Source organism: Acinetobacter sp. GW821-FHT01C12, assembly GCF_059422625.1.
Window position 1 is genome coordinate 124,889 of the sequence record NZ_JBWKXD010000005.1, and the last position, 24,611, is coordinate 149,499.

Consider the following 24,611-nt stretch of genomic DNA (forward strand, 5'->3'; position numbering starts at 1 on the left):
TATAAATTTATGCTTTTTGCAATTTTATGTTTTACGACTTGAAATTGTGATCTGAGCTATTTACAACTTAAACAGTCATATAACAAGGATTAGATATGAAATTATATTATTCACCAGGTGCATGTTCTTTAGCTGCCCATATTTTACTCAACGAAATTAATGTTGATTTTGATCTAGAACGTGTTGATTTAAAAACGCATAAAACAGAAAAGGGCGCAGATTATTACGAAATCAATCCAAAAGGCTATGTACCCGCATTAGAAATCAATCCAGGTTTACTTTTGACTGAAAATGTTGCAGTACTGCCTTTTATTGCACAACACGATCCTAAACAGGATTTGATCCCACCATCAGGTTTGGGACGTGCTAAAGTTTTAGAATGGTTGGGCTATTTAAACTCAGAGTTGCATGATGAATATGCCGTCTTCTTTGACCCAGCGATCACTGAAGATGAAAAAGTACGTGGTTATGCAACCATAGATAAAATGTTGAAATATATAGATGACTATCTTGCCGAGTCGGAATACGATTATTTGGTCAATGACCGCTTTGGTCCTGCTGATGCGTACTTGTTTGTACTGACAAATTGGTCGAATTTAATTCATCATGATCTAACCCCATTTACCAATATTGTGGCATTACGCAATAAAGTCGCTGAACGTCAATCTGTACAGATTGCAATGCGTGATGAAGGTTTAATTCCTTAAGTATGCTTGAGTCGATATACAAAGAGCACCTACGGGTGCTTTTTTATTGAATTGATTAACGTGAAATGGGTAGAAAGAGGGAAAGATGTTTATTGTTGATTTTTAGTCAATAATGTTTTGCTTATTTTTGCGTTTTTTTGCGATAAAAATAAGTTCTATAGTTGCGCCATAAATCAAGCGTATTGGTAAAACATAGGTAAACAATGAGTAATATCTTAATTGTAAATGGTGCGAAACAGTTTGCACATTCGAATGGTGAATTAAACGATACCCTGACTGACTTAGGTGAAGCAGTACTTAGCGATTTGGGACATCGAGTAAAAGTGACATGTACTGATGCAAATTATGATGCTCAAGAAGAAGTGGAGAAATATCTCTGGGCGGATGTTGTGATCTATCAAATGCCGGGCTGGTGGATGGGTGCACCGTGGACCATGAAAAAATATATTGATGATGTTTTTACTACAGGTTATGGCAGTTTATATGCCAACGATGGCCGTAGCCGTTCTGATGCTGCCAAAAAATATGGCTCAGGTGGTTTGATTCAGGGGAAAAAGTATATGTTGTCGTTAACTTGGAATGCACCCTTGCAAGCTTTTGATGATCCTGAGCAATTTTTCCATGGTGTTGGTGTAGATGGTGTGTATTTACCTTTTCATAAAGCCAATCAATTTTTAGGGATGCAAAGCTTAGAAACATTTATTGTCAATGATGTGATTAAAGCACCACAAATTGCGCAATATGAACAGGCATATCGCCAACATTTACAGCAGCTTTTTGCTTAAGCAAATTGGAATTTTGAGTATCTCATTTAAAAAATTTAAGGAGTCTAAAATGTTGACCATTGTGGCTGAAATCCGTGCATATCCAAATGGATTGCACAAAGATAAAATTATCCAAGCATTTAAGAAAATTACCCCGACAGTATTACAAGAGCAAGGCTGTCATGGTTATCAGCTATTGGTCGATGCTGGTGTTGATGTAAGTTATCAAAGCAAGGATTCTGATTTGATCGTGATGCTTGAAAAATGGGAAAGTATTGAACATCTCAATGCACACTTGCAAACTGAGCATATGCAAGCGTATCAACTTGAAGTAAAAGAGCATGTTGCTGATGTTAAAATCCGTATTTTAGAACAAGGATTTTAAAGCTAATTTATTGTTATAAGCTTCTTTCTCGCTTTGGGAGAAGGCTAGGGTGAGGGATTCTTTTATGTTGAATTATTGTTTTTAAAAAATAATTTATAAAAGACATCCATCATTGAACATAACGCTCAAAGTTGATTTGCTCAAGTTTGGGCAAAGGTGCTTTTTCAATTTTGACCAGGATATTTTGGGTGCGTTTTTAAGATCAAGTGCTTGCGTACTGGTGACATTTTTGATTTTCCCTGTTAAAAAATTAGTACTTTCTGTTCGACTGTCACCTGATGGTATGTCAAAGTAATGTAAATCATAACCGATCAGATCGAATGATGGGTTTTGATAGCGGAAAGTATAAATATTATTAAAGACCTCCCATGAATTACACCGAAACGAGTAATTTAATGTGATCTTAAGTTATCCATTCTGGATGATTGGTGAACTGTCTACAATCAATGGATCGATAAGGCAAGGGCGTTCATTGTTGCTTTCCCTAGGGAGTGAGGAATTACTGGTGATAAGGCGGTAAGTTTGAGCGTCTTTAAATAGAACTAATAATTTTCGCTCATTTTGGTTAAGTAGAAGATTTGCTGACTTTTTATGATTGAATTTATTTTTAACAATATTTATGGGATCCGTATTTTCAATAATCAGTACCATATTTGCTTGTTGATCACCATTTAAGTCACCTTGAACTTTGCTTAGTATTTTCCAATCTTTAGGAATGAAAGCTTGAACATCAGCTTCAGTATCAGTTTCTGCCCACACTAAACTTGAGCAGACTGTTAATGTAAAAAATAGAAGTAATAGATTGTTATTTTTCATGGTTTTCTTCCAATTCACTGAATCGTAAATTTTTTATTAAATTTATGCCTATTTTTAGGCATGTCTCCAAGCGATCACTTTTGACTACCTTGTCTTAGCTAATTTTTTATGGCAAATGTCGAGTTCTCTTCGATACCTTTATTCTCAGAATAATATGGCATATTTATGAATCGTTGGTAGATCCGAAACGTATTTTATTCAAACTCGCCGTAGTCTTTAAAATTGATCTGCTCAAGTTTAAGTGTATAACTGTTCTTTAATTTGGACCAAGAAACTTGCTTAGCTTGATCCTGATTTTCAAACTCACCACCACCTGTAGTGTTTTTAATTTTACCTGTTAGAAAATTGATACTTTTCGCACTGGTTTCACCAGATGCACGATGGAAGTAATCTGTATCGTAACCAATCAGCTTAAAAGACTGGTTTTGATAACGGAAAGTAAAAGCATTGTTATAGACAGACCATGAACCGCAACTTAGCCAATAATGTAAATTAATTTTAACTAATCCATTTTTGATGGTGAGTGGATCGTCTTCACCTAGAGGGTCAGCAAGACAAGGTGATTCTTTATCTCCCTCAGTAGGAAGCGAGGAATTACTTGCAACAAGACGATAGCCTTGAGGGGCTTTAAATAAAATTAATAACTTTCGATTGTTTAAATTCAGCTGAGGATTACCTAATCCATCATTTGTCACAATATTTTTTGGATCTGTATTTTCAATAATTAAGGCAAGATCTGTTTGCTTATCACCATTTAAATCACCTTGTACTTTACTCAACACTTTCCAGTTTTTAGGGATAAATGATTGATAGTCAGCTTTGGTGCTGGTGTCTGCCCAAACCAAAGCTGAGCATGTTGTTAATGCACAAAATAAAAGTAATTCAGTTTTGTTTTTCATTATTTTTCTCCAATAAATTGAACGCTAAAGTTATGAATAAATTGTTCGTTGTCCCAAGGAATATTCTCCAAGGTATAGCTTGTCGAGGTTTTCAGCGTTTTCCAAACAATTTTGGCTGGCGTTTCAACTTCTGCAAAGATATTTGGCGTTGTGGTCACTTTGGCTTTGTTGCTTAGAAAGTTAAGGCTAGTTTCTTTTTGTTTGCCACTAATTTTATCTAAATCATAAGCATCAAATCCAATCAGGTGGAATTGATTGTTTTTTAGTTTAAACCCATAGGTATACATCAAGCCATACGTATTGCTACAGGATGACATGGTATTGAATAACACATCTAAGCGTTGATTTTCGATCGTCAATGAGGAGTCATCTAGAGCATCTTCGATACAGAGTTCTTCTGAACGATAGGTCCAGTTAGGGATTTGTCGACTTAGCTTAAGTTGTAATTGTTGGCCTTTTTGAAAAAGCACTAAAAGCTTTCGATTGTGCTGACTTTCATTTTTAGGTTGGATGATGAGGGCAATATCCTTTTTACCATCTTGATTCAAGTCACCTTCTGCTTGAGCAAGAATTTCCCAATTGTTTGGGACAAATTTTTGTAATGAGGTAGAAGGCTGACTTGCAAAGCTTAGCGATGAATAAACGCTCAGGAGCAGGGCGGTATTTATTATTTTATTCATGACCTTTCTCAATGAATTTATCAAGATATTTTAAGCCTAAAAGGACTTCAAGAAATCCTTTTAGGCAATTCAAACGATTATTTAAAGAAATAACCTGTTTCTGGTGAACTCGCATTTGCCATTCGTTTACGTGGCATACGACCCGCCAAATAGGCTTCACGTCCAGCTTCAACCGCTTTTTTCATTGCTGATGCCATTAAAATTGGATGATGTGCAGCGGCAATCGCGGTATTCATCAATACGCCATCGCAACCTAATTCCATTGCGATTGCGGCATCACTTGCAGTACCTACACCAGCATCAACCAAAACTGGCACTTTGGCATTTTCTTTAATAATTGAAATCGTATGCGGATTTAAAATGCCTAGGCCAGAACCAATTAAGCTACCTAAAGGCATGATCGCAACACAACCCATGCTTTCAAGTTCTTGAGCCACAATAGGGTCATCCGATGTATACACCATTACTTCAAAGCCATCTTCAATCAATGTGCGAGCTGCATCAAGTGTCGCTGTTACATTTGGATAAAGGGTTTTCTCATCACCTAATACTTCCAATTTGACCAGGTTATGGCCATCTAAAAGTTCACGTGCAAGCATACAGGTACGTACTGCGCTATTGGCGTCAAAACAACCCGCTGTGTTCGGTAAGATGGTGTATTTTTCAGGTGGAAGGATTGACAGTAAGTTAGGCTGATCTGGATTTTGCCCAATGTTTACTCGGCGAATCGCCACTGTCACAATTTCAGCGCCACTGGCTTGAATTGCTAAATCAGTTTCTTGCATGTCTTTGTATTTACCCGTACCCACGAGAAGACGAGATTGAAAAGTACGAGAACCGATAATAAGAGGGGAGTTTTCAGTAGGAAAATCTAGCATGGGAGAGCTCCAAATTAGCCGCCACCGACAGCGTGAATGATTTCAATACGGTCTTTTTCAGCAATAGGGGTAAGTTCAAGTTTACTTTTGGAAATGATCATTTCATTCATTTCTACGGCAAAGCGTTTACCTTCGAGTGAAAGTTCCTGAACCAGTTGTAAAAGATTTTGGCAAGCGGTTTCTTGAGGCTCACCATTTAAGAAAATTTGCATATACATTCCATTCGATTGCGCAAATTGTGATGTCTAAAATCAAAATAATTTTATTTAGCGTATTTCAATGCATTCCATGCAAGGACCAGCCAACCTGCAATCATCAGTGCTCCACCAATGGGTGTAATTGCACCTAAACCTCGTGGTAAACCCAGTGCCATGACATAAAGCGAACCGCAGAAAAATAAAATACCGATTTGGATGAGTAAGAAGCTGGCTTTGATTGGAAGTTGAGGGATGACTTTACTGAGAATAGCCAGTGCCAATAGGCCCAGTGCGTGGTAGAAAAAATAATCAGTTGCTGTTTGCCACCATGCCAACTGGGCTTCAGTTGCGTGAGCTTTTAAACCATGTGCGCCAAATGCACCTAAGATTACTGCAAGCGCTAAATTCAGTGCTGAAATTGCAATCCACATAAGCCAGTCATCTGCATAAATTTGCGCATAACATTAACACAATTTCGAAGCGGGATTAAAGGCAAAATCTATTAAGAATAAAGATTTGACAAAAATATCAGGCAAAATAAAAGGGCATGTCGCCCTTTTATTGAAAATATAAATTATTGGTCTGCAATGCAGACAGTTTTGAAGATTTAGTTGGATGACATGGCAACTTTGATTTTGTCCATGGCATTTTTTTCTAACTGACGAATACGCTCAGCAGAGACATTGTACTCTGCAGCCAGTTCATGCAAGGTCGATTTATCATCATCTAACCAACGGCGCTGTAAGATGTTGCGTGAGCGATCATCCAACTGTTCCATAGCATTATGCAAAGCTGAAGTACTTTGTTCTTCGTAATCTTCTTCTTCGACTAAACGAGCAGGGTCATAGCGGTTATCTTCGAGATAAAGCGCTGGTGCAACATGAGTTGAACCTTCGTCATCGTCATCACCTTGAGCTTCAAAAGCAGCATCATAAGCGGTTAAACGACCTTCCATTTCCAAGACTTGTTCTGCTGTTACATTTAAGTCGTTGGCAATTGATTGTGCTTCTTCAAGTGTAAGTTTTTTACTTGATTTTTTTAGGCTACGTAAATTAAAAAACAATTTACGTTGCGCTTTGGTGGTCGCAATTTTGACAATACGCCAATTGCGAATCACATATTCATGAATTTCAGCCTTAATCCAGTGCACAGCAAAAGACACCAAACGCACGCCCATATTGGGGTCAAAGCGTTTAACTGCTTTCATTAAACCGAGATTACCTTCTTGAATTAAATCACCTTGTGGCAAACCATAGCCCGCATAACTGCGCGCAATATGCACCACAAAACGTAAGTGAGACATCACTAACATTTTCGCAGCATCTAAATCTTGATCGTAAAAATAGCGATCAGCTAACTCTTTTTCTTGTTCAGCTGTCAAGATTGGAATCTGATTTACGGTGCTGATATAAGCACCTAAGTTAACACCTGGTGCAGATAAGGACAGGGGCATCAACTGATTGCTGCTGTCACTCATGGGTTCTCCTTATAGGAATTTCGTTGTATAGCTAATGCATTCATCTTAATTCGAATATTGTACATAAGTAAGGAAATTTGGGTATCGAAATGTAAAAATATATGCAAATTTGCAAAAAATAATTTGAATTGAAAATAATTAAGATTCAATTAAGTAATGAAATTCATGCTCTGATCGTTTAGTCAATTGGCAAGAAATCTTGTTGATCTCGCAATAACGCGTAATATCAATTTCACTGTGCGGATCAGAGGACATTAAAAGAAATATTTGATGAGGCAATGCTCTTTTTAATTCACGCTTTAACATTAATAGAGGCATTGGACAGGGTTTACCCATACAATTTATTTCAATCGCTGTCTGGCCTAAAGGTTCATTCATTTTTTGGCAAGGTAACAACAGGGTTATGGAACACATATTTTACCAAGTTTATTGAAACACCCCAACAAAAATTGGAAGATTCTTCAACAAATAAAAAATAATCGTGAAGCTGTTTAAAAAACACGCTTGATATCGAAAATAATTATCAAAAAAAATTCTATTAATTGTCATAAACCCATGTTAAGCTCGTTGCGTATTTAGGATTTATCAGAAACAATTCTTGTTTTGAAACCCTATTACAAGATGGATGTAACCGGGATTTTGTTAATAGTTTTACAGAATGATTACAAGCTTTGAAATTAGAAAATATTTTAAAACTTTGTTTGCTCTGCTGTTTGCAACACCGGGTGGTCCCTTTTTCTTAATAACTGAGGATTAACTTATGACAGCTCGTGAACAAGGCGTAGTTAAATGGTTCAACGACACTAAAGGCTTCGGCTTTATCCAACGCGCAGGCGGTGATGACGTATTCGTTCATTTCCGTGCTATTCAAGGTGACGGTCATCGTTCACTTCGTGACGGTCAACGCGTTGAATTCAGTGTTGTGCAAGGTCAAAAAGGTTTTCAAGCTGAAGAAGTTCAGCCTTTAGACTAATCTTAAATTTTTAAAATTTAAGTGGCGCTCCAATTTCTTATAAATTGGGGCGTTTTTTGTTTATAATGGGCGCAATTAAAAGTGTCTACAGTTAGAGCTCGTATTTATGTCATCAGGTTTCGAAACCCTTAATTTACATCCGCAACTTAAACAAGCGATTGATGCTTTAGGGTTTAAAGAAATGACCCCAATTCAGCAAAAAGTATTGAAATATACTTTAGCAGGTCATGATGCAATTGGTCGTGCTCAAACCGGCACAGGTAAAACAGCGGCATTTTTAGTCAGTATTATTAATGATTTGCTCACAAACCCAATTAAAGAACAACGTTTCCGTGGTGAGCCACGTGCATTGATTCTTGCGCCAACACGTGAACTTGCAATTCAAATTGAAAATGATGCAAAAGATTTGGTCAAATATACCAATCTAAATGTCGTGACTTTGGTTGGCGGCGTTGATTTTGATAAGCAAAGAAAACAACTGGATCAAGGTTTTGTTGATATTTTAGTGGCAACCCCTGGTCGTTTAATTGATTTCACAGAACAAAAAGAAGTTTGGTTAGATCAAATTGAATTTTTGGTGATTGATGAAGCTGACCGTTTATTAGACATGGGCTTTATCCCATCAGTTAAACGGATTGTGCGTTTTTCGCCACGTAAAGAGCAACGTCAAACCTTAATGTTCTCGGCAACATTTAGCTATGATGTTCTCAATCTTGCCCAACAATGGTTATGTGAGCCAGTTACAGTAGAAATCGAGCCTGAAAAGAAAACCAATGCTGATGTTGAACAGCGTGTATATGTGGTCGAAAAGAAAGATAAATATCGCTTATTGCGCGAAATTTTGGCAGATGAACCCATTGAAAAAGTGATGATCTTTGCCAATCGCCGTGATCAAGTACGTAAACTTTATGATCATTTAAAAGCAGATGGTTATAAGGTGGTGATGCTATCTGGTGAAATAGCACAAGATAAACGTTTGAAAATGTTAGATCAATTTAAAAATGGTCAACATAATATTATGATCGCAACGGATGTTGCTGGCCGTGGTATTCATGTTGATGGCGTATCTCATGTGGTGAATTTCACTTTACCTGAACAGTCAGATGATTATGTACATCGTATTGGTCGTACAGGTCGTGCAGGTACACAGGGTGTAAGTATTAGTTTCTTGTCTGAAGATGATGCATTTAATTTACCGACTATTGAGAAAGCGATTGGGCAAAAATTGCCTTTAACGCGACTAGATGGTTATTGCTAAGTTTTTTGTTTCTTTATCGAATTGTGTTTAAAAAACCCACTTATTTCAAGTGGGTTTTTTATTGGCTATTTTAGTTTAGACGGCTAAACGGATTAACTTGCTTTACAGCTAAAGGTCAATGTTGTTTGATAGTCAGTATCTTTTTCAATACCGTAGTTTTTGCCCATTACTGAACCTAATACGCCTGCTGCTGCAGTGATCATTTTTCCAGTCTGTTCATCGACGACACCTTTTAAACTGCCATGGTATTCAGTTTTTTCATCTACTAACACTGGCGCACCTTTTTTACCGCAAGCCTTGTTTGCTGCAGTAATGGCATTATTTTTTGCGGTAATTTGGTCTTTACCTAAGCCAGTGACTTCATACTGGTTATCTGCTTTTTGAATCGCTAAAGTTTGTGTTGGATTTGATGCACACGCAGTGAAGAGTAACGCTGAACTAGCAAGTAAAGTGATCGTTGTTAATTTATTCATATTGATTCTCAAATTCCTGTACTAAAAATTAAAAAGATACTGCTTTTAAATTAGTTATAATTTGAGCATAGAATGTGGGCTAAATATTGAGAAACATGTATAAATTTTGCAGTTTTTTTTAAGTTTATTGATGATTTGGCTTTATTTTCGAAGCCAAAAGGTTTTCAAGGCATTTTTTGTGAGCAATCATGCTCATTGATAACCTAACAATAAGTTGTATGCAATATTGACAGATGCCAAGTAAATTTTATCGGAGATAGCTTAATGATTTTAGATTATGCTAATCTTGAAACAAGTGAAATTAACCAGATAATAGATAGGTCAATGTCAGATTTAAACTTCAAAGCAGTACATGACAATATTCATCAACGTCAATCGATTGGTCATTTGGTTGAACCTGCACCTTCACACGCACAACTGAATATTGCATTTAAAGCCGCTTTAACAGCACCCGATCATCATCGTTTAAAACCCACACAATTTATTGTCGTGGATGTTGAACAACGTGAAGCATTTGGTGCATTACTGGCACAATCTATTGCTGACTTAGGTGAATTAGATCCAGCACAAGTTGAACGGGTAAAACTTCATCCTTTTAGAGCACCTATATTAGTGCTTGCCGTGACTAAATTCCAAGATCATCCTAAAGTGCCTTTTTTTGAACAAACACTGAGTTCAGGCGCTGCAATTGAAAACTTTTTATTGTCGATGCAGGTACAAGGTTTCGCAACCATGTGGCGGAGTGGGGCGGTTGTTGAATCTAAATTATTAAAATCAGCATTGGGTATAGCTGAACGAGATTTAATTTCAGGCATTATTTATGTTGGTACAGCGGCAAAAGCGATTGCTCCGCGTGCAGAGGTTGAAACAACACAATATGTTCATTTTTGGCAAGCTTGAGTCAAAAAATTATTGATATTTTCAGATTGAAAAAATCATTGGGTTATTAGGACAAGCATTTTAGGATAACAATAAATGTCGGATTTACAATTTAAAGATTTAGTTGAACCTATTGTATTGGGTCAGAAAACAGCGTTGCGTGTGACTGTACTGGGTGGTGGTAGTTTCGGTACAGCAATGGCAAATACAGCAGTACGTAATGGTTGTGATACCATGATTTGGATTCGTGATGAAAGTATCGCAGCTGAAATTAATGCGACTCATATCAATAAACGCTATTTACCAGATTTTCAATTGGAAGCGGGTTTACGTGCTGAGTCAAATCTAGAAGATGCAGTGCGTGATCGCGATATTATTCTGGTGGCAATCCCAAGCCATTCTTTTCGTGATGTTTTACGTCAAATTAAACCGTTTATTAGTGCACAAGCTGTTGTTTCATTAACCAAAGGCATCGAAGCAAAAACCTTTAGCTTTATGAGTGACATCATTCGTGAAGAGCTTCCTGAAGTTCCTTATGGTGTTCTTTCAGGACCTAATTTAGCCAAAGAAATTGTTGCAGGACAACCTGCAGGTACAGTCATTGCCAGTGATAGTGAATTAGTGCGTTATGCCGTACAACAAGCACTACATAGTGCATTGTTTCGAGTGTTTGGCAGTGATGATGTACATGGTGTCGAATTGGGTGGGGCACTTAAAAATATTTATGCTGTTGCAATGGGAATGGCCGCTGCTTATAAAGTTGGGGAAAATACCAAGAGTATGATTTTAACCCGTGCTTTGGCTGAAATGAGTCGCTTTGCAGTTAAGTTGGGAGCAAATCCTTTAACATTCTTAGGTTTGTCTGGTGTGGGTGATCTTTTCGCAACCTGTAATAGCCCGTTGAGCCGAAATTATCAAGTTGGTTTTGCCTTGGGTTCTGGAAAGACACTGGAACAAGCAACCTCTGAATTGGGACAAACCGCTGAAGGGATCAATACCATTGTACAAGTTAATGCACGTGCAAAGGAGTTGGATGTCTATATGCCAATTACCACGGCATTGTATGAAGTTATTTTTGAAGGTGCGCCGCCACTGAATATTGCCGTTTCTTTGATGAAGAATGGGCATCGTAGTGATGTAGAGTTTGTGCTTCCGCATAACGAAGTTTAATCGTGTGTTGTTGGCACAATATTCAAAACTTTAGAGATGGATTTGTAACAAAGCCTCGTTATAATCAGTGCAGTATTAAAAAGGAAATCTTATGCAACTGACTTTGGTGCGTCATGGTGAAGCAGCTCCACCCGTCAATGGGGTGGATAGTAAACGGCCTTTAACACAACGTGGGCATTTACAAGCAGAACAAACGGCTAATTTTTTAAAAGAAATCGTGCAGCCGGATGTATTTGTCGTCAGCACTTTATTAAGAGCACAAGAAACATTGGCGCACATACAGACCTACTTCCCGAATATATCTGTATTGGTCTGTGACAAAATAAAGCCAGATGATGATGCAAAATTAGCAATCGAATGGTTGTCACAATTGCCATTTGAACGTATTGTGGTGGTATGTCATATGAATGTTGTGGCACATATTGCAGAACAACTGACACATGAACATTTTAATCCTTTTGCCTTGGCAGAGGCTCGTATTTATGAGCAAACTGTGATTGCAAATGGTCTATCTACACAAGATAAAGCCTTTATTCCAACTGTATAAAAGCATTGTTAAAAGAACTTAACGGCAGAAAACGATAAATGTTGTACTTATGGATGCCTGAAGCCAATGGGGTTTGGCAGTGGTCTCGAGGAAGTGATTGGACTAAATCTTCGAGCCTAGAACAATTAATACAAGATATTAAACTTTACCAAGGTGAAGAAGCTGTGGTTTTCTTCCCAAGTCGTGAAGTGCAAATTCTTCAACAGAAATTCAGTAAAACTCAATATAAACAATTGGGTGTAGATGGTGTCAAATATTTATTAGAAGAATATGTGATTTTGCCGATTGATCAGATGAAAGTGTTTTCACACTTTCAACAACCCGATCAGGTTTCAATATTGGGGATTCATCAATATGCTGTCACCACAATGCAGCATTCCTTGTCATTGATTCCGTTAAAAATTGTCTCTTTATTACCTGACTTTTTGATGCTGCCTGTACCAGAAGTCGGACAGACGATTTTGGCCAATGTTAACGGGCAATTATTGGTTCGAGAAAGTGAGTTTCTGGGTAATTCGATTGATGATCTGAATGTATATTTGGATTTCGCTGATCGAGAGAAAAGCTATTTATATAGCGGATTGACAGATGAGCAAGCGGTCAGCTTATTTGCCATTGCTGCTGCGGATCAGCGAGAGCCTTTTGATTATCAATTTAGTGAAATCAAAAAACCGAAACTACATCCTTATAATGTATTGCCAAAAGCCAAGCAAGCCAATCAAGGTGTTTCTCGTTATTGGCAAGCCTGTGCAGTTTTGGTGGTTGTTTTGATCATTGCGCAATTGAGTTACGATGCTTTGCGTTGGATTAAACTGAAGAAAGTTGCAGATCAAACTGCTTTGATTGCAGTGGATCAGTACAAAAAATGGTTTCCGAATGAGCAACGGATTACAGAAGAGTCTGTAGAACGTCAGTTTAAAAATAAATTGGCACTGAGTCAGAGTGCAAATACCCAAGCTTTACAATTACTCAGTCGTGTGGGGCCAATTTTAATGCAACATCAGATCATTGCCAGTCGTGTAAATTATGATACAGCTGTGTTAAATATGGATCTGGTGGCGAAAAATGCTGAAGGCTTACAAACCTTGGTGACGCAACTGAATCAACAGGGCTTTAAAGCAGAATTAGGCAATGTTCAGACGCAAGGTGCATCTGTCGTTGGTGTGGTGAAGATACAATAATGAAAACAATGAAAAATGTACAAAATCGACTGGATATATGGTCTGAGAAAATCGCAGAGAATTTAGAGAAAATATCTCCACGTGAACGTGTCATGGTTATTTTTACTACGATTTTTGTCATTGTGGCAATTGTGGGTGCGGCGTTGTGGTACACCCATAAAGCTGCCGAAAAACAGCAAGCACGTTTAAATCAGATGAAAGATCTTGTGGTGTGGATGCAAAGTAATGTGGTGACCATGAAGCCCGCAGATGATTTGGCATTAACTACTGCGGATAAAATTCAGCGTGTGGCTCAACAACAAGGACTTTCGATTGCCTCGCAGCAAGTGGGTGAGCAATTTCAGATTATTGCACAACATCAAAACTATGCGGTTTTAGCTAACTTTTTAACCCAAATCGCTCAAATGGGTGTGAGTTTGGAAAAGATGGAGTTAGCCAAAGAAGGTGGGCAGATTAAATTAACAGCGACGGTACAGTAGTAGTGAAAATAAACACAGTTCAAGCATAGCCTTTTCAACATACTGTGCCTATAATATGGCAACTTAAAAAGCAGTAGACTTTTGTAGCTATGATGTATTCACTTGCTCGCCCTTTGTTGTTTTCTTTAGCACCAGAGCGTGCACATGAACTCACATTATCCATGCTTAAATCTGCCCATAAAATGGGGGCGATTCGTCAAACTGTTGCTGCCAAACCAGTCACTTGCATGGGAATTGAGTTTCCAAATCCAGTTGGTTTAGCAGCAGGACTGGATAAAAATGGCGCTTATATCGATGCCTTAGCGGGTTTAGGATTTGGTTTTATTGAAATTGGAACCATTACGCCTAAGCCACAAGAGGGCAATCCCAAGCCACGCCTTTTCCGTATTCCCCAAGCCAAAGCAATTATTAACCGTATGGGGTTTAATAATGATGGTGTGGATCAATTGGTTGAGAATGTTAAAGCCGCAAAATTTAAAGGCATTCTTGGTATCAATATTGGTAAAAATGCCACCACACCAGTTGAAGATGCAGTTTCCGATTATTTAGTTTGTCTTGAAAAAGTTTATAACTACGCATCTTATATTACTGTTAATATCTCATCACCAAACACCAAGAATTTACGTTCTTTACAAAGTGGCCATGCGCTCACTGAACTTTTGGAAACACTCAAAAAACGTCAGTTAGAGTTGGCAGAAGAATTGCAGCACTATGTTCCTTTAGTGTTGAAAGTTGCACCAGATCTAGAAGCTTCAGATATCGAATTTATTGCATCACAATTGTTGCAGTTTAAAATTGATGGATTGATTGTGACCAATACAACATTATCCCGTGAGGGTGTAGAAGGTTTACCATTTGGTGATGAAGCGGGTGGTTTGTCAGGTGCGCCCGTATTTGAAAAGAGCACGGCATGTTTGGCGGCTTTTTCAAAAATTTTACAAGGTAAAATTCCTTTAATAGGTGTTGGTGGCATTTTATCTGGTGAACAAGCTGTTGCAAAACAACAAGCTGGTGCAAGCTTAGTCCAAATTTATAGTGGTATGATCTATACAGGTCCTACACTCATTAAAGACTGTGTTGACGCTATGATTTAAAATATGAATACCTTAGACATTATTATTCTGATTCTATTGCTCATTGGAGGGCTAAACGGTTTGCGACAAGGATTCGTGAAAGCCTTTGCGAACTTGATAGGATGGATTTTTGCACTGATTGTCGGTGCTAAATATGCCAATATCATCGCACCTTCAATGTCTGCACTCAGTCAGGATCCTGTGGTGCAGAAAATTGCTGCATTTGCTTTTATTGTCTTGGTCATTATTGTTTTAACGTGGATTGTCACAGCCTTACTCAATCAGATTTTAAAAACTTTAAAACTCGGTCCGTTAAATCGTTTAGCTGGAAGTGCTTTAGGGACCTTGAAAGGTTTGTTCATCGTCCTCATTACTATGCAAGGTTTAGGGCCGTGGGTTGAAAGTTCTCCAACGTGGAAACAATCCAAATTCATTCAGACGCTGTTACCATTTGCACCTTTGGCATCTGAAATCTCTAAAGATGCTGCAAATGAAGCATTACATCATATACATTCAGAAGATCGTTCCGATGATACTTCTGTAACTAAGGCTGATCGATCATCGGATACTCAAAGCGATGAAAAATCAGCACATTCGACAAAGAATCCGTTTTATTAGTCCTAGCTGGTCTGCGAGGTAGTTATGTGTGGAGTCGTTGGTATAGCAGGTAAAGCACCTGTAAACCAAATGTTATTTGATGCGTTGACGATGTTACAACATCGTGGGCAAGATGCGGCTGGGATTGTGACTTGTCATAATGGACGTCTTTTTCTAAGAAAAGATAATGGTATGGTACGTGATGTATTTCATACTCGCCACATGCGCGCATTACTCGGTAACTATGGTATTGGTCACGTGCGTTATCCAACTGCTGGTTCTTCAAGTAGTGCAGAAGCGCAGCCTTTCTATGTAAACTCACCTTATGGGATTACATTGGCGCATAATGGTAACTTAACCAATGCGGCTGATATTCACGATGACTTATTCAAAACTGACTTACGTCATATGAATACGGACTCAGACTCAGAAGTATTGCTAAACGTTTTTGCTCATGAATTGCAAAAATGTGCATCATTAACGCCAATGCCTGAAGATATTTTTCATACGGTTAAACGTGTACATGAGCGTTGTAAAGGTGCTTATGGCGTCGTTGCAATGATCACAGGGCATGGTATCGTAGGTTTTCGTGATCCGAATGGTATTCGTCCACTGATCTATGGTTCGCGTTTAACTGAAAATGGTGAAACCGAATATATTATCGCTTCTGAATCTGTAGCGATTACCGCGTTAGGTTTTAAAGTAGAACGTGATATTGAGCCTGGTGAAGCGATCTTTATCAATTCAAAAGGTGAGTTCTTTTCACAACAGTGTGCGGCAAATTCGCGTTACCGCCCATGTATTTTTGAATATGTCTATTTTGCGCGTCCTGATGCAACCATCGATGGTATTTCGGTATATAAAGCACGCTTGAAAATGGGTGAAACCCTTGCGAAGAAAATTCTTCGTGAATGGGGCGATATGCATGACATCGACGTGGTGATTCCAATTCCAGATACGAGCCGTACTTCTGCTTTAGAATTGGCGAATATGTTGGGTGTGAAATTCCGTGAAGGTTTCATGAAAAACCGTTATATCGGTCGTACCTTTATTATGCCGGGTCAGCAACAACGTACCAAATCTGTTCGTCAAAAGCTTAACCCTGTAGAGCTTGAGTTTAAAGGCAAGAACGTTTTGTTGGTTGATGATTCGATTGTACGTGGTACCACTTGTAATGAAATCATTCAAATGGCACGTGATGCGGGTGCGAAAAAAGTCTATTTTGCTTCTGCCGCACCGATGGTGAAATATCCAAATGTGTACGGTATTGATATGCCAGCAAAAGCAGAGTTGATTGCTTCACATCGTAGTGTTGAAGAAATTCAGGAGATTATTGGTGCTGATCGTTTAATCTTCCAAGACTTGGATGATTTAAAAGCAGCAGTAAGAACCAGTAAAGTACCTGTCATTCAAGATTTTGATTGTTCAGTATTCGACGGTGTTTATGTCACAGGCGATATTGATGAGCAATATTTAACTGATCTTGAGCAAAGTCGTAGTGATACTGCGAAAAAGGAAAAAGATGGTTATATTGATGTCAATATCGATGCAGCATCTGTGGATTTAAGCGGTATCAAAGAAGAAATGTAAGCAACTTTGATTTACATTGAGAAAAAGCGGGAAGTTCCCGCTTTTTTCATTTATAGTATTTTGCAATGTAATGAGGAATTTTACATTGAAAGATGTCAGTCATTATTTGATAAAAAACAAGAATATGTTGTGGTCTGCAAGTATTTGCTTACTTGCGGTCATTTTGACCATTTTTATTCTAAATACTGTTTTAGGATTGCTGGTTCACTATGTGGATCCAGATCAAGAGATCTGGTGGAATATCCTCAGCCCTTACTGTGTCGGTTTGATCATCGTCATCATTGGTTGGTCAATTGCATATGAATTTTATGTGTTCCGTACAGGTGGTCACTCACTTGCAAAGCAATTAAAAGCCCGTCGTTTAAGTCAAATTGAAAGCACTCCGGAAGAAAGTGTGGCCTTAAAACTCGCAGATAAATTTGCAGAGACTTTTGAGATTGATGCTCCTACATTATATGTATTGCCAGATGAAGTTGGGGTTAATGCTTTAACTGCTGGGTTTCATCCAAGAGATACGGTGATTATCTTGACCTGGGGCGCATTACAGAATCTGGATGAATTAGAACTTTATGGTTTATTAGGGCATGAGTTTAATCAAATTCTATCCGGTGAAGCACGAGAAAATACCCGACTTAAAATTTTATATAGTGGTTTAATTACCTTTAGTCAGTTGGGAAGCAAAATCGCAAAGCAGGGCTTTAATCGTTATAACGCCAAGGGAAATCAGCATAAATTTGAAACCAGTTTTGTCGCAGTGGGTGGGGTGATTTGGCTACTCGGCAGTATGGGGATTTTAATTAATCGTTTGATTAAATATTTCACTTTGGGTGGGCGTACTTTTTATAACGATTATAAAACTAAAAAATTATTGCTCAATAATGCCAATGTACAAACCTTATTGCGTATCTATGTCCATCACGCAGGTTCTCAAATTCATAGTGAGTTTTCTGAAGCCATTGCGCATATGTGTTTTGCCAATTCCTTAAGTCCGCAAAGTTGGTTAAATATCCATCCAAGTATTGAAGACCGTATTTATGAGTTAAATCCAACACTGTTACAGGATCTACAGCTGGAAAATTTAAAAAAATTACGTAGTCAGCCTTTATTTAGTTTGTTGCGTCCTTTGGAAGAATCAACAGGGGATGTTTATAACCCGTGGGTATCTCCACAGCCTTTACCTTTATTACGCTTATCTCCTATTAGTTTTGCTTTAAACGATGCGATTAAACCTTTAAATCCAGAAGTACGCCGTCAAATTGAACGTTCTGACTTGATTCAGCGCGCTATGCAAACTGCAACGGGTTCTCGTGAGGTGATGGTCGCCATCTTAATGATTCGACAGTATCGCGAGTTTATTCCGTCTGATGCGGAGGTAAGTCGTGCCATTATTGACTCACTTTTAAATTTAGATGGTCGGGTACATATTCAAATTTTCCATGATGCCTGTGAAAACCTTGGTAATATGCCTGCGACCAGTGCACGTCAATTCGTCACCAAGCTAGCGAAAATTATTCAAGAAGATGGCGAGATTGGTTTGTTGGATGCATTGCTGATTGAGCGTGTAAAGGCTGAATTGCATTTGTTGCCGATGCATACACCGTCATCCTTGGAAACGGTTAAACCACAAATTGTGCGCTTGATTGATGCCTTGCTGCATGTACAGCAAATTAACAGTGCCAATCAGCTTGATGTGCGTTATGAGATTTTAGAACGGGTTTTGTCTAAGGATGAGTTAGAACTGTTTGAAGAAATCTCAGATGAACCTATTGATTTGGGTGAAATCTTAAATGATATTGCAGGGTTATTATTACGTGATCGCCTCAGTATTTTGGGTGTGGCTGAAATTTGTTTGTGGAATGATCGAATTATTACCCAAGATGAATTAGATGTACTGCAATTGCTGTATTGGCGACTTGGCTTTGCCACAGACGATATCGTAGATCAAATGCAGAAAAAGAACAGTGTGATGATTATTTAACAAGGGTAAAGTGAGTTGTAGATAAAGCCATCATTGCAATGATAATAAAAAGAATTAGCTGGGAAATGCTAACACCACTTGATCTCAAGCGGTGTTAGAAAAAACGCTGAATTAACTCGCCATCGCATCGACAGAAAGCTCAGCCACGGTTGGCTTGGCTTTTTCTGCTTTTAGACCTAGCTTATTAAACAATTGTTTGTCTTTGCCTTCACCAGCATTTGGTGTGGTTAATAATTTTTCACCACTAAATAGCGAGTTTGCACCTGCCATAAAGGCTAAAGCTTGATCTGAGTCAGTGAGCGATTCACGGCCAGCAGAGAGGCGGATATAGCTGTGTGGCATGATAATACGCGCAACCGCAATCGTGCGAATCCATTCTGTGACATCAAGTTTTTCAACATCTGCAAGTGGCGTACCTTCGATTGGAACGAGCATATTGATTGGTACAGATTCAGGATGAACAGGCAGGGTTGCTAATTCATGTAATAAACCAATACGATCATTACGATTTTCACCCAATCCAACAATACCGCCACTACAGACTTTCATCCCCGCATTACGGACATGATCCAAGGTGTCTAAGCGATCATCAAAAGTACGGGTGCTGATGATATGTGAATAGTATTCACGAGATGTATCTAAGTTATGATTGTAATAATCTAGGCCTGCTGCATGTAAACGTTCAGCTTGTGATTGGTTGAGCATACCCAGTGTCATACAGGTTTCTAAACCTAATGCTTTAACTTCGCGGACCATTTCGAGGACATAAGGCATATCACGCTCATGTGGGTTTCGCCATGCTGCACCCATACAAAAACGCGAAGAACCTGATTCAATGGCTTCTTTTGCTTCACTGATCACTTTGTCAACTGCAATACGTTTTTCAGCTTCTAATTTTGAATCATAGCGTGCAGATTGCGAACAATATTTGCAATCTTCAGGGCACTTACCAGTTTTAATTGAAAGTAAAGTACTGACTTGAATGGTATTGGCATCAAAGTGTTCACGATGAGTTTGCTGTGCTTTGAAAACTAAGTCTAAAAAAGGCTGTTCATATAAAGCTTGAATTTCTTCACGAGCCCAGTCATTACGTACTGTCATTAATTAAATCCATGATAATCATTATCTATCCCTGTATATAATACATAATTCATGCCAATTCCATAGGGCAAAAAAGTCCAAATACGATGGTATCTTACGATTAAAAAGATCAAGAGTATAGAAAACTAAAATTATAAATATAGTTGCAAAGTTAACCACATTCCTTGTGATTTACTCACAAAATTTCAACTTTAATTTTTATTAACTTCAGTGTATTGGTCATTAAAATATTCAAAAATTACGAACTTTGCAACGATCTGAAAATTATCACTCGGCACAATTTAAGGGCATCAATGGGCTGAAATTTGGAGTTGTTTAGCATTTTGCTCGGTAATAGCCCAATCAATATGGACTTGCACAACTTCATCATGTAAGGCTCTATTTTGGGTCAATGCTGCAATAATTTGGGCTGAATACGGTGCATTACCTAAGCCAATTGCAATATTGCGCATAAAGCTTTGAAAGCCTGTACGTCGGATGGGGCTACCCTCAGTACAATTGAGGAAGGTTTGTTCATCCCATTGCCATAAATCTAATAAGTTAATATGGTCTAAGCCGTGACGTGGATTAAAGTCTTCAATCGAAGCTTTTTTGGCAAAACTGTTCCAAGGACAAATCAGTTGACAGTCATCACAGCCAAAAACACGGTTACCAATACCACGTCTTAACTCTTCAGGAATGATTCCCTTATATTCGATGGTTAAATAGGCGATACATCTGCGCGCATCCAGCATATACGGCTCAACAATCGCTTGAGTTGGGCAAATATCAATACAGGCTGAGCATGAACCACAATGATGCGTTGCTGGTTCATCAAAGGGCAAATCAAGTGAAGTAAATAATTCACCTAAAACAAAAAAAGAACCCGATTTTTTATGAATCAATAAAGTATGTTTACCAGTCCATCCCATACCCGCACTTTCTGCCAATGATTTTTCAAACACCGGCGCTGAGTCGGCAAAGGGGCGGGATTCAAACGGACCAACTTTTTCTTTAATGAGGGTTGCCAAGGTTTTTAGCCGACCACGCATGATTTTATGATAGTCACGTCCACGTGCATAACGGGCAATAATTGCTGCATTAGGCTCATCTGGTACATAACGCGGTTTTGGTGTTTCCACCAAATAATTCATTCGTACACAGATGATACTTTTTGTGCCTGGAACCAGTAGTGTAGGATTCGCTCTTTTTTCTAAATTTTCTTCTAAAAACTTCATATCGCCATGGTATCCGCGTTTTAAATATTCTTTAAATCGTGGTAATTCAGCTTGAGCATCAGGACGAGCAATGACACAATCAGCAAAGCCCAGTTGCAAAGCCTGTTGTTTGATCCAAGATTTTAGTTCTTGAAGATCAAGCTGTTGCAAGGGAATGGATTGCGAAGTTAAAGTTGCCGACATAATGAATCAATGCGCTATAAAATAGTGAGAAGAAAAGGACAGAATGATGCATCAGCAAGTTTATCACAGCCGTGAAATACAAGCATGGGAAGCGCGTTGGTTTGCTCAGCAAAATAGCGTTTTTGGTTTAATGCAACAGGTGGCTTGGTCGATTGCGCAACGCTTAAATATTTTGTTTCAACAAGCTTCTCCCCCAATTACCACTGTTGCGCTGTGGTGCGGTGCTGGAAATAACGCAGGTGATGGCTATTGTGTTGCCCATTATTTGCATCAATTCGGTTATCAAGCCGAAATATTTGCAACTGAAGCAGGGCATTCTCAACAGTTAAAGGCGGCAATTGAGTTAGCACAGACAGATCAACTCAAAATCCATCCACATTTTAATATCCAAAAGCGCTTTGATTGTCATATTGATGCACTGTTTGGTATTGGCTTAAACCGTGATTTGGATGATGCATTGCAAGCGATTATTCAACACTATAATGCCCAATCAGGTTTAAAAGTAGCCATTGATATTCCGAGCGGTTTAAATGCCAATACAGGGCAACCTTTACCTGTGGCGGTAAAAGCAGATCACACATTGACTGTTTTAGGTCTGAAAGCGGGCTTGTTTACAGGACAAGGTCGAGAATATGCAGGTCAAATTGAGCTCATTTCAATTGTTCCAATAGACCCACAATTAAAAGCGGTCGCACAGTTGTCGCCCACCCAGATTCAATTGCCACAACGCCAAGCGTTCGGCCATAAAGGCAGTTATGGGCATGTTTTGGTGGTCGGTGGGCATGCAGAGATGGGCGGTGCAGTTATGTTAGCTGCTGAATCTGCATTTAGTGCGGGTGCAGGAAAAGTCACGATTGTATGTCATGCCAAACATCACACTGCAATTCTGGCACGCTCTCCTAATATCATGCTAAGAGATATCAATGCTTTAACTGATGTGGATATTCAAAATTTATTAAACCATGTGGATGCCGTCAGTTTTGGAATGGGTTTAGGGCGTGATGCTTGGGCAAAACAACAATTCTCAAAATGGTTTTCACCCATTCATTTAACCCTACAGCTACAAGTGGTTTTAGATGCTGATGCTTTATGGTTTTTAACTGAACAAGCTGTTCAATTCAATCAACGAACTTATCTGACGCCTCATCCAGGTGAGGCTGCTAAATTATTAAATTGCTCAGTGGCAGAGATTGAAAATGATCGTATTGCTGCAATTCAAAAACTTCAGCAAAAATATTCAGGACAATGGGTACTTAAAGGTTCTGGAAGTTTGATTTTAGAAAAGCATCTATGGATCTGTACTGCGGGGAATGCAGGCATGGGCACTGGTGGGATGGGAGATGTTCTTGCAGGAATGATTGCCAGTTTAAAAGCACAATTTGATGAAAATATTCACTTACATGAAATTGTCACCTTACATGCTTTGGCAGGTGATAGGCTCGCAAAAAACGGTATGCGTGGTTTACAGGCCCAGCAAATGCGTGATGCAGTGTACTATGTGGTCAATCATTGTCAGGAGTGAGTATGTGATGAAAGCGGTAAAATTGTTAATTCGTGGTAAAGTTCAAGCTGTAGGCTATCGTCGTTGGTTTGAAAAAGAAGCCTTACAATTGGATTTAAAAGGCTATGTGAAAAATCTAACTACAGGCGAGGTTGAAGCTGTTGTAGTCGGAGATGAACAAGCGATTTTAAGTTTGATTCGTCATTGCTATGTTGGGCCTTTACGTGCTGATGTGAGCAGTATTGAACAACAAAACCTGAATCATGATTTAAACTATACTGATTTTAAGATGATTCGTTAAAGTGATCATTTAGAATAGCAACCACATACTGATATAAATCAATATTACCTATGATGATCAACAAAATTTTATTCAGCTGTATTTTGATGTGCGGTATTCATACTGAGCTTGTCGCACAACCAGTAAACGCTGTGATGAATAAGAATAAGATTGTTTTAAAAGATTTGGACTTTAAAACTGTGATGAAATCTTTTTATCAAAAACAGATCCAATATGTCAAAATCCCTCAATTAGATCAGAGCAATATACAGTATGTCGGGATTAAAAATGCCGAATATACCCATGTCTTCGATACTGATGATGCAGTGATTGTATTTAGTCCTGCGAGTGCTTATCAAAATGCTCAAAATGAGTTGCGCTATCTGATAAGTACAACAGAAGTTTCGATAGATAAAAATAATGAATTACTAAACTTTTGTGGTGTATGCGCAACATTTACTAAAATCTACCTATTTAAGAAAAATGCTTTAGGCCAATTTGAGTTAGTGAGCCAGAGTAAGGATGAAAATAGTTGGATGAATGCAGATTTTAATTATTTGCCTTATCCGACTGAAAATATAGTTAAAAATATTCGAAAAATTGGTCCGCGAATAAAAGGTTATGTCGAAGAACAAGCGTATAGTCGACAAGGCTATTCAACGAGCACGCTCTATATCATCCCATTTGATGAAAACCCTGTAATGGTCAAATTGGAAGTTGCAGAAATTGGGAATGACAATGAAGTGACAGGAAGTGATAAAATCTACAATACACAAGCTGATTATCGCTTTTTAAACACTGAGCATGATGGTTTGTACGATATTGAAATACACTATTCTGGTACACAGCAAATCTATGTTGGTGATATTGCTAAAATTGTACCTATAAATGAAACCCATGTTTATCAGTATAATGAAAAACAGCAGAAGTATATTCGAGTGAAATTACATGATTGATAAATATTTAGTTGTTGGAATTGTATTTGCTGCGTGTTTGGTATTGATCATTTATACCCAACTCGATAGTGGAAAAAAAGAAGATAAGTCTTTGTCATTCAAAGCGAAGTTACAAAAGGAATTTCCAAATTATACTATTCTTGAACGGAATCAAAACTTTATAATTTGTCGAGAAGGGAGTAATCCACGTATCCCTGAAGAGTTGGTATTGATTCGTGTTGATTCTGAACAGAAGAAAAATCTAAGAACTTCTGGAAAAATGTTAATTGCAACCTATACAAAGCAGCCAAGTATTCGTGAGATTCGAAAAGATACTTTGCCTTATCTCACTTGAGATGGGCTCTACCATCTCAATAAATAGAAACCCTTTCA

28 protein-coding genes and 1 pseudogene are annotated in these 24,611 nt (G+C 38.3%); 18 read left to right on the top strand and 11 right to left on the bottom strand.

The window, feature by feature from the left end:
* Positions 1–95: 95 nt before the first annotated feature.
* From AC07WY_RS13820 to AC07WY_RS13830, 3 genes are all read left to right on the top strand, one after another.
* Positions 96–707 carry a glutathione S-transferase family protein gene (locus tag AC07WY_RS13820; protein WP_494736530.1) on the top strand — a complete coding sequence of 204 codons (612 nt, stop codon included), beginning with the start codon at positions 96–98 and terminating at the stop codon, positions 705–707.
* A gap of 203 nt (positions 708–910) precedes the next feature.
* Positions 911–1,492, top strand: a complete 582-nt coding sequence (locus tag AC07WY_RS13825; protein WP_494736531.1) for an NAD(P)H-dependent oxidoreductase — start codon at positions 911–913, stop codon at positions 1,490–1,492.
* Positions 1,493–1,541: 49 nt separating this feature from the next.
* Complete coding sequence (locus AC07WY_RS13830) at positions 1,542–1,856, top strand: putative quinol monooxygenase (protein ID WP_056512684.1); 315 nt, start codon at positions 1,542–1,544, stop codon at positions 1,854–1,856.
* 109 nt (positions 1,857–1,965) lie between these two features.
* On the opposite strand, the pseudogene AC07WY_RS13835 reads toward AC07WY_RS13830, so the two are convergent.
* The 8 genes and pseudogenes from AC07WY_RS13835 to AC07WY_RS13870 all read right to left on the bottom strand — a co-directional run bounded on the left by AC07WY_RS13835 (position 1,966) and on the right by AC07WY_RS13870 (position 7,181).
* A pseudogene (locus AC07WY_RS13835) lies at positions 1,966–2,672 on the bottom strand (hypothetical protein).
* 194 nt (positions 2,673–2,866) lie between these two features.
* Complete coding sequence (locus AC07WY_RS13840; protein WP_494736532.1) at positions 2,867–3,571, bottom strand: hypothetical protein; 705 nt, start codon at positions 3,569–3,571, stop codon at positions 2,867–2,869.
* Complete coding sequence (locus tag AC07WY_RS13845) at positions 3,571–4,251, bottom strand: hypothetical protein (RefSeq protein WP_004719417.1); 681 nt, start codon at positions 4,249–4,251, stop codon at positions 3,571–3,573. Before AC07WY_RS13845 ends, AC07WY_RS13840 begins: the two co-directional genes overlap by 1 nt.
* Before the next feature lie 77 nt (positions 4,252–4,328).
* Positions 4,329–5,129: a thiazole synthase gene (locus AC07WY_RS13850; protein ID WP_004719418.1), complete on the bottom strand. Its 801-nt coding sequence runs from the start codon at positions 5,127–5,129 to the stop codon at positions 4,329–4,331.
* Positions 5,130–5,143: 14 nt separating this feature from the next.
* Positions 5,144–5,341 (bottom strand): sulfur carrier protein ThiS, encoded by a 198-nt coding sequence (gene thiS / locus AC07WY_RS13855; protein ID WP_004719420.1) that lies wholly within the window; start codon positions 5,339–5,341, stop codon positions 5,144–5,146.
* A gap of 50 nt (positions 5,342–5,391) precedes the next feature.
* Entirely contained in the window at positions 5,392–5,757 is a 366-nt protein-coding gene (locus AC07WY_RS13860; protein ID WP_004719421.1) for a DUF423 domain-containing protein, read from the bottom strand.
* Between the two features lie 176 nt (positions 5,758–5,933).
* On the bottom strand, positions 5,934–6,803 hold the full coding sequence (rpoH, locus tag AC07WY_RS13865) for an RNA polymerase sigma factor RpoH (RefSeq protein WP_004719424.1): 870 nt from the start codon (positions 6,801–6,803) through the stop codon (positions 5,934–5,936).
* Positions 6,804–6,941: 138 nt separating this feature from the next.
* Positions 6,942–7,181, bottom strand: a complete 240-nt coding sequence (locus AC07WY_RS13870) for a sulfurtransferase TusA family protein (protein WP_004822372.1) — start codon at positions 7,179–7,181, stop codon at positions 6,942–6,944.
* 382 nt (positions 7,182–7,563) lie between these two features.
* Here AC07WY_RS13870 and AC07WY_RS13875 point away from each other — a divergent pair, with 382 nt between their 5' ends.
* Together AC07WY_RS13875 and rhlB are read left to right on the top strand one after the other, a co-directional pair.
* Positions 7,564–7,776: a cold-shock protein gene (locus AC07WY_RS13875; RefSeq protein WP_004822370.1), complete on the top strand. Its 213-nt coding sequence runs from the start codon at positions 7,564–7,566 to the stop codon at positions 7,774–7,776.
* A 106-nt stretch (positions 7,777–7,882) separates the two neighbouring features.
* The gene (gene rhlB, locus AC07WY_RS13880; RefSeq protein ID WP_004719428.1) at positions 7,883–9,034 is read left to right on the top strand and encodes an ATP-dependent RNA helicase RhlB; all 1,152 of its coding nucleotides are present in this window, start codon (positions 7,883–7,885) and stop codon (positions 9,032–9,034) included.
* A 92-nt stretch (positions 9,035–9,126) separates the two neighbouring features.
* Here the strand turns inward: rhlB and AC07WY_RS13885 are convergent, their stop codons facing one another.
* Positions 9,127–9,507, bottom strand: coding sequence for a hypothetical protein (locus AC07WY_RS13885; protein ID WP_004719430.1), 381 nt, complete (start codon positions 9,505–9,507; stop codon positions 9,127–9,129).
* A 324-nt stretch (positions 9,508–9,831) separates the two neighbouring features.
* Between AC07WY_RS13885 and AC07WY_RS13890 the strand changes: the two genes are divergently transcribed.
* From AC07WY_RS13890 to AC07WY_RS13930, 9 genes are all read left to right on the top strand, one after another.
* Positions 9,832–10,407 carry a nitroreductase family protein gene (locus AC07WY_RS13890; RefSeq protein ID WP_419335805.1) on the top strand — a complete coding sequence of 192 codons (576 nt, stop codon included), beginning with the start codon at positions 9,832–9,834 and terminating at the stop codon, positions 10,405–10,407.
* Between the two features lie 75 nt (positions 10,408–10,482).
* Positions 10,483–11,556, top strand: a complete 1,074-nt coding sequence (locus tag AC07WY_RS13895; RefSeq protein WP_262086385.1) for an NAD(P)H-dependent glycerol-3-phosphate dehydrogenase — start codon at positions 10,483–10,485, stop codon at positions 11,554–11,556.
* 91 nt (positions 11,557–11,647) lie between these two features.
* Entirely contained in the window at positions 11,648–12,103 is a 456-nt protein-coding gene (locus tag AC07WY_RS13900; RefSeq protein WP_335954918.1) for a SixA phosphatase family protein, read from the top strand.
* 38 nt (positions 12,104–12,141) lie between these two features.
* Positions 12,142–13,284: a type II secretion system protein GspL gene (gene gspL / locus AC07WY_RS13905; protein WP_494736533.1), complete on the top strand. Its 1,143-nt coding sequence runs from the start codon at positions 12,142–12,144 to the stop codon at positions 13,282–13,284.
* On the top strand, positions 13,284–13,763 hold the full coding sequence (locus tag AC07WY_RS13910) for a type II secretion system protein M (RefSeq protein WP_419335803.1): 480 nt from the start codon (positions 13,284–13,286) through the stop codon (positions 13,761–13,763). Before gspL ends, AC07WY_RS13910 begins: the two co-directional genes overlap by 1 nt.
* 89 nt (positions 13,764–13,852) lie before the next feature.
* Positions 13,853–14,857 carry a quinone-dependent dihydroorotate dehydrogenase gene (locus tag AC07WY_RS13915; RefSeq protein ID WP_004719442.1) on the top strand — a complete coding sequence of 335 codons (1,005 nt, stop codon included), beginning with the start codon at positions 13,853–13,855 and terminating at the stop codon, positions 14,855–14,857.
* A 3-nt stretch (positions 14,858–14,860) separates the two neighbouring features.
* Positions 14,861–15,454, top strand: a complete 594-nt coding sequence (locus tag AC07WY_RS13920) for a CvpA family protein (protein WP_004719444.1) — start codon at positions 14,861–14,863, stop codon at positions 15,452–15,454.
* 24 nt (positions 15,455–15,478) lie between these two features.
* Complete coding sequence (gene purF, locus AC07WY_RS13925) at positions 15,479–17,023, top strand: amidophosphoribosyltransferase (RefSeq protein ID WP_004719445.1); 1,545 nt, start codon at positions 15,479–15,481, stop codon at positions 17,021–17,023.
* 85 nt (positions 17,024–17,108) lie between these two features.
* Entirely contained in the window at positions 17,109–19,001 is a 1,893-nt protein-coding gene (locus AC07WY_RS13930; RefSeq protein ID WP_004822360.1) for a M48 family metalloprotease, read from the top strand.
* A 111-nt stretch (positions 19,002–19,112) separates the two neighbouring features.
* Here the strand turns inward: AC07WY_RS13930 and bioB are convergent, their stop codons facing one another.
* Positions 19,113–20,102, bottom strand: coding sequence for a biotin synthase BioB (bioB, locus tag AC07WY_RS13935; RefSeq protein WP_004719449.1), 990 nt, complete (start codon positions 20,100–20,102; stop codon positions 19,113–19,115).
* 290 nt (positions 20,103–20,392) lie between these two features.
* Positions 20,393–21,502: a tRNA epoxyqueuosine(34) reductase QueG gene (gene queG, locus AC07WY_RS13940; protein WP_494736534.1), complete on the bottom strand. Its 1,110-nt coding sequence runs from the start codon at positions 21,500–21,502 to the stop codon at positions 20,393–20,395.
* A gap of 46 nt (positions 21,503–21,548) precedes the next feature.
* Here queG and AC07WY_RS13945 point away from each other — a divergent pair, with 46 nt between their 5' ends.
* Genes AC07WY_RS13945 through AC07WY_RS13960 form a run of 4 tightly spaced genes read left to right on the top strand, consistent with a single transcriptional unit; the run spans position 21,549 to position 24,573 of the window.
* The gene (locus tag AC07WY_RS13945; protein WP_494736535.1) at positions 21,549–23,024 is read left to right on the top strand and encodes an NAD(P)H-hydrate dehydratase; all 1,476 of its coding nucleotides are present in this window, start codon (positions 21,549–21,551) and stop codon (positions 23,022–23,024) included.
* A 7-nt stretch (positions 23,025–23,031) separates the two neighbouring features.
* The gene (locus AC07WY_RS13950) at positions 23,032–23,304 is read left to right on the top strand and encodes an acylphosphatase (protein WP_262086380.1); all 273 of its coding nucleotides are present in this window, start codon (positions 23,032–23,034) and stop codon (positions 23,302–23,304) included.
* Positions 23,305–23,354: 50 nt separating this feature from the next.
* Complete coding sequence (locus tag AC07WY_RS13955) at positions 23,355–24,239, top strand: hypothetical protein (RefSeq protein WP_494736536.1); 885 nt, start codon at positions 23,355–23,357, stop codon at positions 24,237–24,239.
* Positions 24,232–24,573, top strand: coding sequence for a hypothetical protein (locus AC07WY_RS13960; protein WP_004719458.1), 342 nt, complete (start codon positions 24,232–24,234; stop codon positions 24,571–24,573). The genes AC07WY_RS13955 and AC07WY_RS13960 overlap by 8 nt, the downstream gene beginning before the upstream one ends.
* Positions 24,574–24,611 lie beyond the last annotated feature (38 nt).